General features: G+C 62.9%; 15 protein-coding genes and 1 other RNA gene. 10 read left to right on the top strand and 6 right to left on the bottom strand.

Features of this window, described 5'->3' with window-relative positions; all coding sequences use genetic code 11:
• Positions 1-261: 261 nt before the first annotated feature.
• The 4 genes from mtgA to IPF76_RS17375 form a co-directional block, all read right to left on the bottom strand.
• The gene (gene mtgA, locus IPF76_RS17390; protein WP_293846586.1) at positions 262-975 is read right to left on the bottom strand and encodes a monofunctional biosynthetic peptidoglycan transglycosylase; all 714 of its coding nucleotides are present in this window, start codon (positions 973-975) and stop codon (positions 262-264) included.
• A gap of 60 nt (positions 976-1,035) precedes the next feature.
• Complete coding sequence (locus tag IPF76_RS17385; protein WP_293846584.1) at positions 1,036-1,650, bottom strand: hypothetical protein; 615 nt, start codon at positions 1,648-1,650, stop codon at positions 1,036-1,038.
• 91 nt (positions 1,651-1,741) lie between these two features.
• The gene (gene rpoH / locus IPF76_RS17380) at positions 1,742-2,641 is read right to left on the bottom strand and encodes an RNA polymerase sigma factor RpoH (protein WP_088441992.1); all 900 of its coding nucleotides are present in this window, start codon (positions 2,639-2,641) and stop codon (positions 1,742-1,744) included.
• A gap of 83 nt (positions 2,642-2,724) precedes the next feature.
• On the bottom strand, positions 2,725-3,681 hold the full coding sequence (locus IPF76_RS17375; protein WP_293846582.1) for an RluA family pseudouridine synthase: 957 nt from the start codon (positions 3,679-3,681) through the stop codon (positions 2,725-2,727).
• Positions 3,682-3,844: 163 nt separating this feature from the next.
• Here IPF76_RS17375 and IPF76_RS17370 point away from each other — a divergent pair, with 163 nt between their 5' ends.
• From IPF76_RS17370 to IPF76_RS17340, 7 genes are all read left to right on the top strand, one after another.
• On the top strand, positions 3,845-4,489 hold the full coding sequence (locus IPF76_RS17370; RefSeq protein ID WP_293846581.1) for a histidine phosphotransferase family protein: 645 nt from the start codon (positions 3,845-3,847) through the stop codon (positions 4,487-4,489).
• 24 nt (positions 4,490-4,513) lie between these two features.
• On the top strand, positions 4,514-6,946 hold the full coding sequence (locus tag IPF76_RS17365) for a chemotaxis protein CheW (protein ID WP_293846579.1): 2,433 nt from the start codon (positions 4,514-4,516) through the stop codon (positions 6,944-6,946).
• Complete coding sequence (locus IPF76_RS17360) at positions 6,943-7,380, top strand: chemotaxis protein CheW (RefSeq protein ID WP_293846577.1); 438 nt, start codon at positions 6,943-6,945, stop codon at positions 7,378-7,380. The genes IPF76_RS17365 and IPF76_RS17360 overlap by 4 nt, the downstream gene beginning before the upstream one ends.
• Before the next feature lie 62 nt (positions 7,381-7,442).
• Positions 7,443-7,817 carry a response regulator gene (locus IPF76_RS17355; RefSeq protein WP_120215862.1) on the top strand — a complete coding sequence of 125 codons (375 nt, stop codon included), beginning with the start codon at positions 7,443-7,445 and terminating at the stop codon, positions 7,815-7,817.
• 4 nt (positions 7,818-7,821) lie between these two features.
• The gene (gene cheB, locus IPF76_RS17350; protein ID WP_293847392.1) at positions 7,822-8,928 is read left to right on the top strand and encodes a chemotaxis-specific protein-glutamate methyltransferase CheB; all 1,107 of its coding nucleotides are present in this window, start codon (positions 7,822-7,824) and stop codon (positions 8,926-8,928) included.
• On the top strand, positions 8,925-9,782 hold the full coding sequence (locus IPF76_RS17345) for a CheR family methyltransferase (RefSeq protein WP_293846575.1): 858 nt from the start codon (positions 8,925-8,927) through the stop codon (positions 9,780-9,782). The genes cheB and IPF76_RS17345 overlap by 4 nt, the downstream gene beginning before the upstream one ends.
• Before the next feature lie 77 nt (positions 9,783-9,859).
• Positions 9,860-10,549: an N-acetylmuramoyl-L-alanine amidase gene (locus IPF76_RS17340; protein ID WP_293846573.1), complete on the top strand. Its 690-nt coding sequence runs from the start codon at positions 9,860-9,862 to the stop codon at positions 10,547-10,549.
• Positions 10,550-10,736: 187 nt separating this feature from the next.
• Here IPF76_RS17340 and IPF76_RS17335 read toward each other — a convergent pair whose 3' ends face one another.
• On the bottom strand, positions 10,737-11,156 hold the full coding sequence (locus IPF76_RS17335) for a DUF3703 domain-containing protein (protein WP_293846571.1): 420 nt from the start codon (positions 11,154-11,156) through the stop codon (positions 10,737-10,739).
• Between the two features lie 347 nt (positions 11,157-11,503).
• Here IPF76_RS17335 and rnpB point away from each other — a divergent pair.
• Positions 11,504-11,897, top strand: an RNA gene (gene rnpB, locus IPF76_RS17330) — RNase P RNA component class A.
• A 77-nt stretch (positions 11,898-11,974) separates the two neighbouring features.
• Positions 11,975-12,130, top strand: coding sequence for a hypothetical protein (locus IPF76_RS17325; protein ID WP_293846569.1), 156 nt, complete (start codon positions 11,975-11,977; stop codon positions 12,128-12,130).
• 25 nt (positions 12,131-12,155) lie between these two features.
• Here the strand turns inward: IPF76_RS17325 and IPF76_RS17320 are convergent, their stop codons facing one another.
• Entirely contained in the window at positions 12,156-12,815 is a 660-nt protein-coding gene (locus IPF76_RS17320; protein ID WP_293846567.1) for a hypothetical protein, read from the bottom strand.
• A 229-nt stretch (positions 12,816-13,044) separates the two neighbouring features.
• Here IPF76_RS17320 and IPF76_RS17315 point away from each other — a divergent pair, with 229 nt between their 5' ends.
• Positions 13,045-14,763 carry a caspase family protein gene (locus tag IPF76_RS17315; protein ID WP_293846565.1) on the top strand — a complete coding sequence of 573 codons (1,719 nt, stop codon included), beginning with the start codon at positions 13,045-13,047 and terminating at the stop codon, positions 14,761-14,763.
• The last annotated feature ends 3 nt before the right edge of the window (positions 14,764-14,766 follow it).

Here is a 14,766-nt window from a genome sequence, read left to right as displayed (position 1 = left end):
ATCCCTGCGCGTCGAACTGCGCCTGCCGGGTCATTTCGACAGCCCCGCCAACGCCCACCGCCCCCCCCCCCCCCCCCCGGCCCCGGCCCCTTTTCGCTGGAGCGCAGCAGGCGGTTTCTGCTCAACGGCCAGCCGATCGACCGGGCGCAGCGGAACAATGTCTCAACCGTCGGTTGGATCGCCATCGGGGCCGGCGTGGTGCTTATCGGTGGCTTCTTGCACGTCGCCGACGCAGTGCGCGACTCTAGCGATTGATCTCTTCTAATTATAAATACACCCATCCAGCCCATCGCGCCTTACCTGGCCGATGCGCCGCTGAATGGTGTTGCCATAACGCCGCGTAAAGCCCGACGGACTGACCGCCTCGCGCTTCTTGGGCAAAGGCAGGATGGCGGCAATGCGCGCCGCTTCGGCCGGTGTGAGTTTACTGGCGCCGTGCTTGAAATAGCGCTGCGCCCCCGCTTCGACGCCATAGGTACCGATACCGGTTTCGGCGACGTTCAGATAGACTTCCATGATGCGCCGTTTGCCCCAGATTTTCTCGATCAGGAATGTGAACCAGACCTCGGGCACCTTGCGGACGTAGCGCGTCCAGCCGCTGCCCTGCCACAGGAAGACATTCTTGGCGGTCTGCTGGCTGACCGTCGATCCGCCGCGCATCCGCTTGCCCTTGGCGTTGCGCTCGATCGCCTGTTCGATCGCTTCGGCGTCGAAGCCGTTATGGGTGCAGAATTTGCCGTCCTCGGCCGCGATCACCGCGCGCACCATGTTGCGGTCGATGCTGGACAGGCTGGTCCAATCCTTGGTGATCCCGCTGCTGTCGGCCAGCATCGTAAAGGTCACCGGCGGCGGCACGACCGCATAGATTACGACCCACAGCACTGAAGCGATCAGGAACCACAACAGCCATTTGAACGGCCGCAGATACCAGGGGAGTTTGCGGCGCTTTGCGGATTTCTTGGCGGCGGTCGTCATTCCGGTTTCATAGCCGCTTGCCGCCGGTCGGCAAGCAGCGGATTGACCCTCGGAGTACCATCACGGCGCTTTGGGCGGCTCGTCGTCCTTTTTGTCCTTCCCGGCGTCGATGGCCTCGCTGGCCTTGGCCGCCGCACCTTTCGCCGCGTCGCTGGCATCGGCGGCGATCGCGCGCATTTTCGCTTCGGCCTCGGCTTCCTTGCCGCTCACCACCAGCCACGCCATGACCGCGGCAGCGATCAACGACAGCAGCGCGAGCCAGTAGCCGAAGTGCCAGTTGACCTGGATCATCGCCAGCGCGGCCTGATCCATCGCGCCGCCTTCATTTTTGGCGGCTTCGGCCAAAATCGTATCCTTGCTGTAGCGCCAGGTGCCGACAACGATCAGCAGCAACGCGGCGACCGAAGTGCCGAGGACGAGCTTGGCAGCTTCACGTCCTTTGGTGAACAGCAGGTACAGGCCGCCTGCGATCGCGAGCAGCGCGAGGATCAGCCAGACATTTATCGACGCGCCGTCACCGGCCTGCGAGGCTTGCCCCATGGCGGTGACGCGGCCGAAGGCGAGGCCGAAGCCGCTCGCCTCGACAAGTTTTTGGTCGGAACAGCTGACGGTCATCCAGGGCAATAGAAATGCCAGGAGCGCGATGCCCTTGGGAATACGGATCCATTTCCACATGATATTTCCCCCTCGTTAGACCCGCGAGGGAGGCTAGCCAAATGCGCCCGCGAGTCAAATCGCGGGCGCACTGGTCAATTTGGAAACGTCGTCAGGCGTTGATGAGGCGCCGGTCGCCGGCCAGCTTCAGCATCGCTTTTTGCAGCTTTTCGAAGGCGCGCACCTCGATCTGGCGGACGCGCTCGCGGCTGACGTCATATACCTGGCTCAGATCTTCCAGCGTCTTGGGATCGTCGGTCAGGCGGCGCTCGGTCAGGATATGGCGTTCGCGTTCGTTGAGCGTTTCGAGCGCTTCGCTGAGCAGCGAATGGCGCACGTCACGTTCCTGCGCCTCGGCGACGCGCTCGTCCTGGAGCGGGCCTTCGTCACCGAGCAGATCCTGCCACTGGCTGTCGCCATCCTCACCCATCGGGACATTCAGCGAGGTGTCGCCGCCCATCGCCATGCGGCGGTTCATGCTGGTGACCTCTTCCTCGGTGACACCGAGGTCGGTCGCGATCTTGGTCAAATGTTCGGGCGACAGGTCGCCGTCCTCGAACGCTTCGAGGTTGTTCTTCATCCGGCGCAGGTTAAAGAACAGCTTCTTCTGCGCTGCGGTGGTGCCCATTTTGACGAGGCTCCACGAGCGCAGGATGAATTCCTGGATCGAGGCGCGGATCCACCACATCGCATAGGTTGCGAGGCGGAAGCCGCGTTCGGGGTCGAATTTCTTCACCCCCTGCATCAGGCCGATATTGCCTTCGCTGATCAGCTCGCTCACCGGGAGGCCATAGCCGCGGTAACCCATCGCGATCTTCGCCACGAGCCGCAGATGCGAGGTGACGAGCTGCGCGGCAGCTTCGTTGTCGCCATGCTCCTGGAACCGCTTCGCGAGCATATATTCCTGCTCGGGGGTCAGCAGGGGGAATTTACGGATTTCCGACAAATAGCGGTTCAGGCTGGCTTCGCCGCCAAGCGCTGGAACCGTTGCCGGGACATTGCTTTTAGCCATTGGAGAGCGTCTTCCCTTTGGTATCTGGAGTCGGAATATGCCGCCATTGTTTAGGGCGGTCGAGATAGATTTTCATTCGAAACCTAAACGCGCAATTCTTCGATCAGTTCCCGCATGTCCGGGGGGATTTCGCTGTCGAGCGCGATATTGTTACCGGTCATCGGATGAATAAAGCCCAAATGGGCGGCGTGCAATGCCTGGCGGGCGAAATTCTGCGCATTCAGCACCTCGGACAGCGGCTTTCGGGCGCGTCCATAGACCGGGTCGCCGACCAAGGGATGGCCGACATGCGCCATATGAACGCGCACCTGATGCGTGCGCCCGGTTTCGAGGCGGCATTCGATCAGGCTGGCATGCCGCAAAGGCTCGATTGTGCGGTAGTGCGTCACCGCACGCTTGCCGCGGCCGGCAGCGACCACTGCCATCTTCTTGCGATTGGTGTTCGACCGGCCGAGCGCGGCGTCGACCGTGCCGCTGGCAGGCATCGGGCGTCCGGTCACGATCGCGGTGTAGCGGCGGTCGATACTGTGCGCCGCGAACTGCTTCGCCAGTCCTTCGTGGGCGCGATCATGTTTGGCGGCGACGATCAGGCCGCTCGTATCTTTGTCGATGCGGTGGACGATGCCAGGCCGCGCGACGCCGCCGATCCCGGATAGCTGCCCCGCGCAGTGATGAAGCAGGGCATTGACCATCGTCCCGTCGAAATTGCCGGCTGCGGGGTGCACGACCATGCCCGCCGGCTTGTCGATGACGATCAGGTGCTCGTCTTCATATGCGATCACCAAGCCCATATCCTGCGCGACATTATGCGTCTGCGTGGCGGCGGGGACGCGGACTTCCAGCATCGTGGGGGGCGCGGCTTTGGCCGAAGGATCCCGCAGAACTGTACCGCTCGCCGTGGCGACGCGGCCGTTCTTGATCAAGCTCTTGACCCGCTCGCGCGACAGGTCGGGCATAGCTTCGGCTAGCGCCCGGTCCAGCCGCAGTCCAGCCGCGCTTTCGTCGAGCGCCACGGTCAGAATATTGTCATCCCCCTGCATTGATGAGGATGTGGTTCCGGGACGCGAGATTTCAAGGTGCCGTTCCCCAGGTCCTGCTCGATGCGACCGGGTTTTGGGGATGCTACTTGCCTCTGGGTTGCTGCCTGTCCTAGGGAGCATCCGCGAACCGGAAACGTCCGGCTTGCGGGGAGTTATTCAATCCATGTCCGACGATCGCGTCGATTTCGCCTCCATGCTCGCTTCGAGGCTGTGCCACGATCTGCTGAGCCCGGTCGGTGCCTTTGCCAACGGCCTTGAACTGCTCGCCGACGAAAAGGACCCGGCGATGCGCGAACGCTGTTTCGAACTGCTCGAACAAAGCGCGCGGACGTCGGCGAACAAGCTGAAATTTTTTCGCCTCGCCTTCGGGTCGGCGGGCGGATTCGGCGAACTGGTCCCGGCGGACGAAGCCAAATCGGCGATTCAGGGGATCATCGGCGACCGCGCGATCGACCTGAACTGGATGATCGGCAGCGATCCGCTGCCCAAACCCGCGGTGAAGATCATCCTCAACCTGTCGTTGCTCCTCGTCGATGCGCTGGTGCGCGGCGGGCGGCTTGATGTCGGGTGTGAGAATCAGGGCGAGGGCATCGAAATCGCGCTGCACGTCGAGGCCGAACGGATCTTCCTCGACGCCGATGTCGAAACCATCCTGCGCGATGGCGAAGGCGCCACCGCGATGACCTCACGCACTGCACCGGCTGTGCTCGTGCAGGCGGTCGCGGCGCAGAACGGCGGCACGGTGATGCTCGCGCGCGAAACGCCGACGTCGCTGCTGGTTGGCGCAGTGCTGCGCGGGCGCGGGTAAAGCCTCCCTTAACCATTCTCGGCCATGGTGCAGCTTCAGTTTCTGGGGCGCACCGGTACCGTGATAGACGATCTGCTGAACGACTTTTTGGCCGAAACGGCGGAAATCCTGGCCGAGGCTGGCGGCGCGATCGTCGCGTGGGAGGCGGATCCCGCCGATCGCGCGCAGCTCGACGCGATTTTCCGGCTAGTTCACACGACCAAGGGCAGCTCCAGCTTCCTCGACTTGCCGCGCATCACTGCGCTTTCGCACGCCGCCGAAGATGCGCTCGATCAGGTTCGACGCGGCAAGCGAAAGGCCAATGCTGCGCTGGTGACCGGCGTCCTTGCGATTATCGACCGGCTCCACATGCTTTGCAGCGCGTTGGGCAAGGATGGCTTTGAACCCTCGGGTGACGACCGAGACGTGATTGCGGCGCTTGCCGAAGCAGATTCGTCGGCAGATCCGGGCCAATTGGTGGCAGGTGTGCCGCTGCGCCGCGATGATGATTTTCGCGGTGAACTGCAAAGCTGGCGCTCGATCCGGGTACCGCTGCCACTGCTCGACAGCGTGATGACCGGGGTCACCGACATCGTCCTCGCGCGCAATGAGTTTGCCCGGATGCTCCGCGAATCGGGTGTCAGTCCGGCGGTAATCGCGTCGTTTGACCGCCTTTCGGATTCGATCGCCGGGATGCGTCAATCGGTCAGCCAGATGCGGATGCAGCGGATCGACAAGCTGTTCGCGCCGCTGCCGCGCATCGTGCGCGATCTGGCGCAGGATATGGGCAAGAAGATCGCGTTTCAGACCAGCGGCGGCGAGGTCGAGCTCGACCGCGAGATGATGGAAAATATCCGCGATCCTCTAATCCACATCGTGCGCAACGCGATCGATCATGGCATCGAGGCGCTCGAGGACCGCGTCGCGGCGGGCAAGGATATCACCGCGACCATTTCGGTGTCAGCGCGCCAGTCGGGCAACCAGATCGAAATCGAAGTTCGCGACGACGGTCGCGGCATGTCGCCTGACGCGCTGGTGGCAAAGGCGATCGCATCGCGCGCGATCACGGCCGCCGAAGCACGCGCGCTGTCGTCAAAGGATAAGCTCGAGCTCGTCTTTCGTCCCGGTTTTTCGACCGCCGCAAAAATTACCGAAGTGTCGGGGCGCGGCGTCGGCATGGATATCGTCAAGGCCAATGTCGAGAAGATCGGCGGCGTCGTCGAACTGCGCAACGATGAGGGCCGGGGGCTGACGATCCTGCTCCGCGTACCGATGACGTTGACCATCATATCGGGGCTGATGGTGCGCGCGGCCGGGCAATATTTTGCCATTCCACGCGGTGCAGTGCGCGAAATCCTGCTTGAAAATGGCGACACGGTGCGGATCGATCGCGTTGGTGGCGGCGAACTGGCGACCGTCCGCGGCGAACAATATCCGCTGTTACGGCTCGAAAAGGTGCTCGGGCGTGAAGCATCTGACGACGACGATGTCGATGACCGCGCGCTGGTGATCGTGCGGCCGGGGCAGGGACAAAGCTACGCGCTGAGCGTGGCGGCGATTCACGATCATGAGGAACTGGTGATCAAGCCCGCAGCGCCGATGATCATGGCGACGGGGCTTTATGCCGGAACGACACTGCCTGATAACGGCCGCCCGGTGTTGCTGCTCGATGTGCAGGGGCTGGTTGCCGTTGCGGCGATCGACGCGACCGAAACGGGCCGCAATCATGATCAGATGGCCGCCGCCGAAGCGCAAGCGAACGCCGCGCGCAATGCCGCGCAGCTGCTGCTGTTCCGCGACACAAATGGCCGGGTCCGCGGGGTACGATTGTCGGTGATCGAGCGGGTCGAGGAAGTGCCCGCATCGGCGCTGTTTGAGAGCGCTGGCCGGATTCAGGTACAGATCGGCGACGAAATTTTTGCGGTGCACACCGCGAAACTCCCCGACGCAGAGGGATCGCTAAAGCTGTTGCGGCTGTTCGACGGTCAATCGGTGCTCTGCTATCCGATCGCTGAAGTGATCGACATCGTTCGTTTGCCCGACGCGGTGCAACCGTCGGCGGCGCCGGGACTCATCGCGGGCGTCGTGCTGGTCTGCGGCGAGCCCGTCGAACTGATCGATCCCTTCTGGCTGATGGCGCAATATGGGGCGCTGGATGACGTGTCGCGGCCGAATCAGCCGCTCTGCCGTCTCTCCGACGATCATGATGGTTGGGGCGGCAATTTTCTCGCGCCGATCCTGCGGAGCGCCGGTTACCGTGTGGTGTCGGACGATGACGCGGCAGATGACGCGCCCGATGTCTTGCTCTGCCTCACCGAAGATGGTGCGTCTTGCGCCCATGTTGGCGACGAAATTCCGATGATCCGCCTGCGCAGCGCGGTTGCTGCCGCCGGGCCTGACGACGAAACTGTCTATCGTTACGACCGCCAGGCGCTGCTCGACGCACTGGCGCGCCGCGTCGGAGGAATCCGCACATGATGGAAAAACTCTATCTGATCGCGCGCATCGCTGACACTCGCGTCGCGCTGCGCAGCCGCGCGATCAATTCGGTGGTGACCGTCGGTATCCCTGTCGAAGTCCCCGGCGCACCGCCGCATGTCGCGGGGCTGTTTGCGCTCCGCAGCCGCGTATTCACGCTGATCGATCCGCATGTCGTCATCGGCATGCCCGCGGTGCCGGTGGCATCGGGGCAGCGGGTGATCGTCGTCGATGTTGCCGATCATGGCTACGCACTGCTCGCCGATGCGATCGAGGATGTCTGTTTCATCGAAGCGCCCGAAACGCGCGTCGCGGGAAAATTGCTGCCCGGCTGGGCGCGCGTCGCCGATGCAATGATCGAGCATCAGGGCGCTTCGCTGCTCGTTGTCGATCCGTCGCATTTCATCACTTTGCCTGCGCTCAAAGCAGCGTGAGTTAACGGGCTGGACACTCCTTCACACTAGCATGGCGTGAAATCTGGGTTGCGGAGGTATTAATGTCGAAATCTTGCCTGGTCGTCGATGACAGCAAAGTCATTCGCAAGGTCGCACGCCATATCCTTGAGAGCATGGCCTTCGCCGTCGAAGAGGCCGCCGATGGGCAGGAGGCGCTGACCTTTTGCCGCGCCAACCGCCCCGACGTGATCCTGCTCGACTGGAACATGCCGGTGATGAGCGGCATGGAGTTTCTGGGCGCGTTCAATGACCTCGATTATGGGCATGAAGAACGGCCGCGGGTCGTGTTTTGCACTACCGAAAACAGCATCGATCATATCCGCGCCGCGATCGAAGCGGGCGCCGATGAATATGTGATGAAGCCGTTCGACCGTGAAACACTGGAAGGAAAATTGCAGCTCGTCGGCGTCGCGTAAGACGATGTCGATAGCGCGGCCGCTCCCCCTGAATCCCGATCCCGAACCGTCAGCGCGAACGGTGAGGGTTATGCTGGTCGACGACAGTCTGGTTGTCCGCAGCATACTCGAGCGCATTGTCGATCAGCGGGCGGGGCTCGAGGTCTGCACCTCGGTGGCCTCGGCGCACGACGCGCTCGCCTTTCTGGCCCGCGAACCCGTCGATGTTGTGGTGCTCGATATCGAAATGCCCGGGATGAGCGGGATCGACGCGCTGCCGCATATCCTGACGCGCGCCGCCAAGGCGCGGGTGCTGATCCTTTCATCGAACTGCGTCGAAGGCGGCCCGGCGGCGATCGAGGCACTCGCGCTCGGCGCCAGCGATACGCTGGCCAAGCCCGGCCGTGGCAGTTTTTCGGGCCGTTTTGCCGAAGTGCTCACCGACCGCATCATGTCGCTGGGCAACCAGGAGGATTTCCCGGCGCCGGTGCCCGTTGGCGAACGCCGCGCGCCGCCGCCGGTCGCGCTGGCGGTTGGCAGCGATCAGCCGATCGAATGTATCGCCGTTGCCGCGTCGACCGGCGGCATCCCGGCGTTCGCCAATTTCCTCGCCAACCTCGATCCGCGGGTCACCGCGCCGATCTTGCTCACCCAGCATCTGCCCGACGCTTTCATGGAATTTTATGCCAAGCAAATCGCGACGATGACCGAACGCATGGTGTCCGTCGCCCAGGCCGGAATGACCGTCGAGAAGGGACATATCTATCTGGCCCCCGGCGATGCCCATCTGCGCGTCGTCGCCAACGGTCGCCTGCATCAAATCGCGCTCGATCATCGCGTTGTCGACAACGGCTGCTGCCCCTCGGCCGACCCGATGCTCGATTCGGTGGCTGACGTATATGGCAAGGGTGGCGTGGCCGTGATCCTCAGCGGCATGGGCCGCGACGGCGCGATCGGTGCGGCGCGGCTGAAGGAGGCTGGCGGCACGATCTTTGCGCAGGCGCCCGAAAGTTGCGTCATTTGGGGCATGCCAGGCGCGGTCGCCAAGGCCGGGATCGCCGCCGCAACGCTCAATCCCGATGCAATCGCGCTGATGCTCGGCAGCTTCCTGCCCGGAAGGCGCCAATCATGATGGGGAGCAGCGCCAGCGAATCGGCGTATCGCGTCCTGATGCGGGTGCTCGAATCGCGGACAGGGCAGACGCTGTCACCCAGTCGAATTTGGCGCATCGAAATGTCGCTCAAACCCGTGATGCAACGCCACAATATCGCAGATCTCGACGCGCTGGTGGCGGCGCTGGTCACATCGAACAGCCGCCAATTGCTCGACGACACCGTCGATGCGATGCTCAACAACGAAACCTATTTTTATCGCGAATATAGCTTGTTCGACGATATAGCTGTCACCGTGCTTGAGAAATTGCGCGAGATCAATAAACTGCGCCGGCGGTTGACCATTTGGCATTGCGGCGTGTCGACCGGGCAGGAGGCCTATTCGCTGGCGATGCTGATCGCCGAACAGGGCGAAAAATGGGCAGGCTGGCAGGTCGATATCGTCGGAACCGACGTCAGCTACCACGCGATCAGCCGTGCGCGCGTCGGCCTATACAGCCAGTTTGAGATTCAGCGCGGGCTGCCCGTCCAGCGTATGGTGCGCTGGTTCGACCAGACCGAAGGCGGCTGGCTCGCCAAGGCGGATTTGCGCCGCCGCATCGACTTTACGGTGCAGAACATGTTGACCGACCGGCCGCCGCTCGCGAGTTCGGCCGATCTGATCTTCTGCCGCAACCTGCTGCTCTATTTCTCTGCGCCGATGCGGCAAAAGGCGTTCGCAAAGCTGCGCGCGATGGCGGCCCCGCAGAGCTTCCTGGTGCTTGGGGCGGGCGAAACTGTGCTTGGTCAAACCGACCAGTTCGTCGCCAGTCCGCGTCTCCGCGGCCTTTACGAACCCGCCGACCAGCACGTGCGCCGAGCGGCGGCCGCCTGACCTTGCATTTTGCGCCGCGCTGGCGCAGGTGACTTACCGCTCCGTGCTGGGGCGAGACAACATGGGCCGCCAACCGCATGAGCGATTTTATCGAACGCTGGTCACCCAATCTGGACGAGCGCGCGCTGCCCATCTCGATGATCGTGCTGCATTACACGGGTATGAAGAGCGGTTCCGAAGCCATTGATTGGCTTGCCAACCCCGAATCGAAGGTATCGGCGCACTATGTCGTCAGCGAGGATGGCCAGATCACGCATATGGTGCCCGAGGACAAGCGCGCCTGGCACGCGGGCAAGTCGCACTGGCGCGGGATCAGCGACATCAATTCGGCCAGCGTCGGAATCGAGATTGTCAATCCGGGGCATGAATTCGGCTATGTGCCATTTCCCGATGCGCAGGTCGCCTCGGTCGTGCGGCTGGTCCATATCATCAAGGACCGGCACGCCATTACACGCGGCAATGTCATCGGCCATTCGGACATCGCGCCGACGCGCAAGCAGGATCCGGGTGAACTGTTCCCGTGGGAAGAACTCGCGCGCCGCCGCCTCGCGCTGCCGCGCCCGCGCAAAAAACTGACCGATCCGCTGTGGACCGACGCGGGGTTTCTGCTTGCGCTCGAACGCTTTGGTTACGACGTGACCGACGGGTTTGCCGCGACAGTTGCGTTCCAGCGGCGGTTCCGGCCCGAATTGATCGACGGCACGATCGACGGCGAATGCCGGGCTATCCTGCTGGCATTGCTGTTGCCGCAGCCCGAGGGGAATTGACTGGCAGGTTGAGGCCGATAGGTGCCACCAACAAAGATTGTCATTTCGGCGAAAGCCGGGATTTTACCATGTCGGATTGAAGCTCCGGCGAGATCGCGGGCTTCGTCGGGAGGACCGAAAGGAAGTGGCAGCTTCCTCGCCCGTTACAAGCCCAACTCTGCCGCACAGCCGTGCACCATTCGCCGGTTCATCGCCCAAAAAGCAGATAGGCAGCAACCAGGGCGGCGACCACAGCGCCCCGCAGGATCAAGCCGTTGCGCAGCGAATGGCCCTCGACCAAGAACTGCAAGTCCGGCGGGATCGGCATCGGCATCGTTGGCGAGACATCCGCCCCGCGAGTGTTGCCGTCGGGAACCCAGCCCGCAAGGGGAAAGGGTGCGGCGCCGATCCGTCTCACGAGCTGACCCCGCGCCTCGCTGGTATCCGGCTGCTTCAGGGCGAGCCGCAACATGTGAAAATGCGGTTTCACATGGGCTGCATACCAGCGCTGTCCGAGGATATGCGCACGCTCAAGATGGTGCTTGGCAAGAGCGATATCGCCAATTGCTTCGGCAGACTGCGCGTCCGCCATTTCCCTGTCAAAGGCTGCTTTGACACCCAATTTCATCACCGACGCCTCCAGTGCGGGTGAGCGAGGTTACGACGACTAGCGCCATTTAAGCGAGGGTCCGATGGAACTAGTGCATCGCTCGCTTGCCATCGCAGATGTAAGCACCCTGCGAAATGGTACCAAAAGCAGTTTCACGGCTAGTGATCGAAATCAGCCATAGAATTCTCACATCCCCGGAATTGATCCGGGGTCCCGCTTTTTGCGAAATGGCGGAGATTGCCCCAAAGAAGCGGGATCCGGATCGGGTCCGGGGTAACGAAGGGAGGTAACGGCTCGCCACGCCAAGCCAGCCCCTCGTCACAAACGCTCGTATTGCTTGCCCGTTCGCGCTATACGCTGCTCTGCCAGAGGGTTGGGCGATCGCCGCCGGTGGGGTATCCTGCCGGGGGAGGAAAGTCCGGGCTCCACGGAAATCACGGTGCCGGATAACGTCCGGCGGGCCGGTCTTCGGACCGGTTCAGGGAAAGTGCCACAGAGAGCAAACCGCCTGGGTTTCGGCCCGGCGAAAGGTGAAAGGGTGCGGTAAGAGCGCACCGCGCGGCTGGTAACAGGCGCGGCACGGCAAACCCCACCGGGAGCAAGGTCGAATAGGGATGGCACGAGTTCGGTCTCAGGGCTGGTTCCGGCCCCGCCATCCGGGTTGACTGCTTGAGCGTTCGGGTAACCGTTCGCCTAGAGGAATGATCGCCCATCCCCGCAAGGGGTGGACAGAACCCGGCTTATAGACCCTCTGGCATTTACCTCCCCGGCGCCGCGCGGGAACCGCCTGTGCAAGGGCCGCGTATTAGGCGGACGAGTTGGAAGGGAAACGCACCATGAAAATCGTCGACGAACATGTCGAAGTGACCGAGACCGAAGCGAGCGGGGGAGTCAAAGGGCATAATGTCCGCTATGTGCTGGGCTTTTCGCTGATTGCAGTGGTGATCGTGATGTCGGCAATCTGGATCATTCCGGCGCTGTTGCAGCCGTGAGCTTTCGTCGGCGGGGCGGCGTCGGCTATTTCGCTTCTGACACCCCGACCAGCTCGAGCTCGGGTTCCGGCGTGTCCTCCATATAGATCGTCCGCGCCGGTCGCTTGAACTTTCGCGCGTAGAGTTTGTCATATCCCGGGCCATCTCCCGCCGACATCTTCAAAAATGTCGTGATCGTATCGCCGGTAGCGACATTCCAGCTCATTTCGCTGCCGTCATGGGCATAGGTGCGACTGTAAACGGTGGCGTCAAGGCCGATCAGCCGCATTCGCGGTCCATCCTTCGTGGTGGCGGCGCGATAGCGATAGGTCGCTGACAGCGCGGTGGTTCCGCCGGTCAAGTCCTTGATTGTCAACACGCCCCTGCTGATCGAAAGGTCGGCTGGGCCCAACGGATCGGGCTCCAGCTTGAAGTCACCGCCAGGTTGGTGGCCAATATCGGTTTCGGCCCGATAGCTGAGCACCACATAGAGATGGCGTTCGTCAGGGCTGGAGACGACGAATACCGTATCGATATCGCCGTCGCCGTTGAGGTCGCCATCGGCGCGTGCTTCGATTTCCTCGCCGAGTTCGAGCTGATCGAGAAGATATTGGTCGGTAAGAGCCGGTATCGGCGGGCGATTGGGCGCGGCGTGCGCCGCACCGGGGAGCAACAAGACGGCCGCCAATCCCAAGCTTCGCATCATTTCATCCTCTCTTGGCCCTGCGCAGATTATCACCCGTACCGCTATCGTCTAGATGTGTCGGTGACCGTCCGCACAGCCCAGTTTCCGCTTTCCTACATCGTCACGCTGACCTACCCTTCGTCAGGTCGGTGGATCGGCGCAGGGCAAATGCGATTTCAGAGTGAAGTTGCGCAGAATTCCGACAATTTTCGGCGTGACCGCGCAGTCGTTGTGAGGGGGATAGACCATAGTGACCGGATCGCGGATCGGTACGTTGATCGCAGCGCTTCTGACCCTTTTCTGTGCTGCACCGATGGCCGCCGCCCAGCCGTCCGCGTGCGGTAATGCGCCGCTGCAGGGCGAGCGCGTCGCGCTGCTGATCGGCAATAGCGCCTATAATGACTGGGAATGGCCGTCTCTGAAGAACGCGGTCAACGACATCGACTATGTCTGCGCCGCCTTTGCCAAGGCCGGGATTTCGCCGCGGATCGTCCGCAATGCCGACATGGCGACGCTCGACGCGGCGCTGACGCGCTTTGCTGCGGAGGCGGCGGGGGCAAAGTCGGTGATCATCTACTATGCCGGACATGGTTTCGAATATGGCGGGCGCAACTGGCTCGTCCCGATGGAGGCGCCGCCCGCGACCCGACGCGCGGATGTCGAAAAGCGCTATCTGTCGATCGAGGCCGCGGTGAAGCGCGTGGTGCCTGCGGGCGCGTTTACGCTGTTATTTGTCGATGCGTGCCGCACCGCTGAACCGGTGGTGCGGATCGAGGATGTCAATGTGGCGGCGGGCGATGCGGCTTCGGCCCCCTTGGGTTTGCTCGACATCGGGCAGGGGGCGGTGTTCTATTCGACCGCAAAGGGACGGCCCGCGCTCGACTTCGCGCCGGTCGGATCACCCGTCAGCCCGTTTGCTGCAGCGGTGGTCAAGGAACTGGGCATTCCGGGTCTGGAAATCTCGGATTATTTCAAAATTGTGTCGCGCGAAGTTTACCAGCGGACGCATGGTATGGCGCTTGGACCGCAGCAGCCATTTCATTATGGCAGCTGGTTCGACGATTATTATCTGGTCGCGCCGCCCGAGGTGCCGATGCGTGCGGCGCCGGCGACGACGCTGCGTCCGTTTTCCGCGCCGCCGCCGCCGCCGGGCGCAGTTGCCCAAAGGACGACGCGCGGCACCGCCGCCGGTTCGCTCGCCGACATTTCGCTCGACCGGCTGGCGATCGAGGACGAGCCCGTCCTGATTGCCGACGTCCTGTCACGCCATCCCGCCAGCGAATTGATCGCGCTCGCCGATGGCGGGCATCCGCTGGCGCAGCAGCTGGTGGGCTATATGTTCTCGCTCGGGGTTGGATTGAAGAAAGACCTGCCGCGCGCACGGGCGTATCTTGAGGCGTCGGCGGCGCAGGGGTTTCCGGCGGGTCAGCAGGAGTTGGCCTATCTGCTGCTGGAAAACGATCCGTCGCCCGCCGACGTGACCCGCGCCTATGACCTCTATGTTGCGGCGTCGAATGCCGGGTTCTCGAAGGCGAAGACGCATCTCGCCTATCGTCTCGCGGCCGGTACCTTCGGCCCGGCTGATTTCGCGCGATCGCAGACACTCTACGCCGAGGCGGCGGAAAAGGGGCATCCGGCGGCGATTTTTGCGCTGACCTATTTCGCCGATACTCGCGCGGCAAACCTTGCGCGGCTGCGGAAGATTGCGGCTTTGGGCAATCCCGAAGGCAACCACTGGCTGTGCGAAGCGCATTTCGCTGCGAAAACGCTGCCGGGGGCGGTCGAGGACTGCGGCGTTGCGGCGCGCGCGGGCTTTGCCGGGTCGCGCGCAATCCTCGCCGACGCTTATGCCAAGGGGATCGGCGTGGTGGCTGACGCAAAGGAAGCTGCGCACTGGGCCAAGCTTGCGCGCGATCTGCCCGAGCTGCGTAGGGATCAACGCGACCTGATTGCGGGGCTTAGCGAGTGACGG

This window comes from Sphingopyxis sp. (assembly GCF_016704835.1).
Classification (GTDB): Bacteria; Pseudomonadota; Alphaproteobacteria; order Sphingomonadales; family Sphingomonadaceae; genus Sphingopyxis.
The sequence above is the reverse complement of the archived record's forward strand: the minus strand, read 5'-3'. Positions and strand labels throughout refer to the sequence as shown.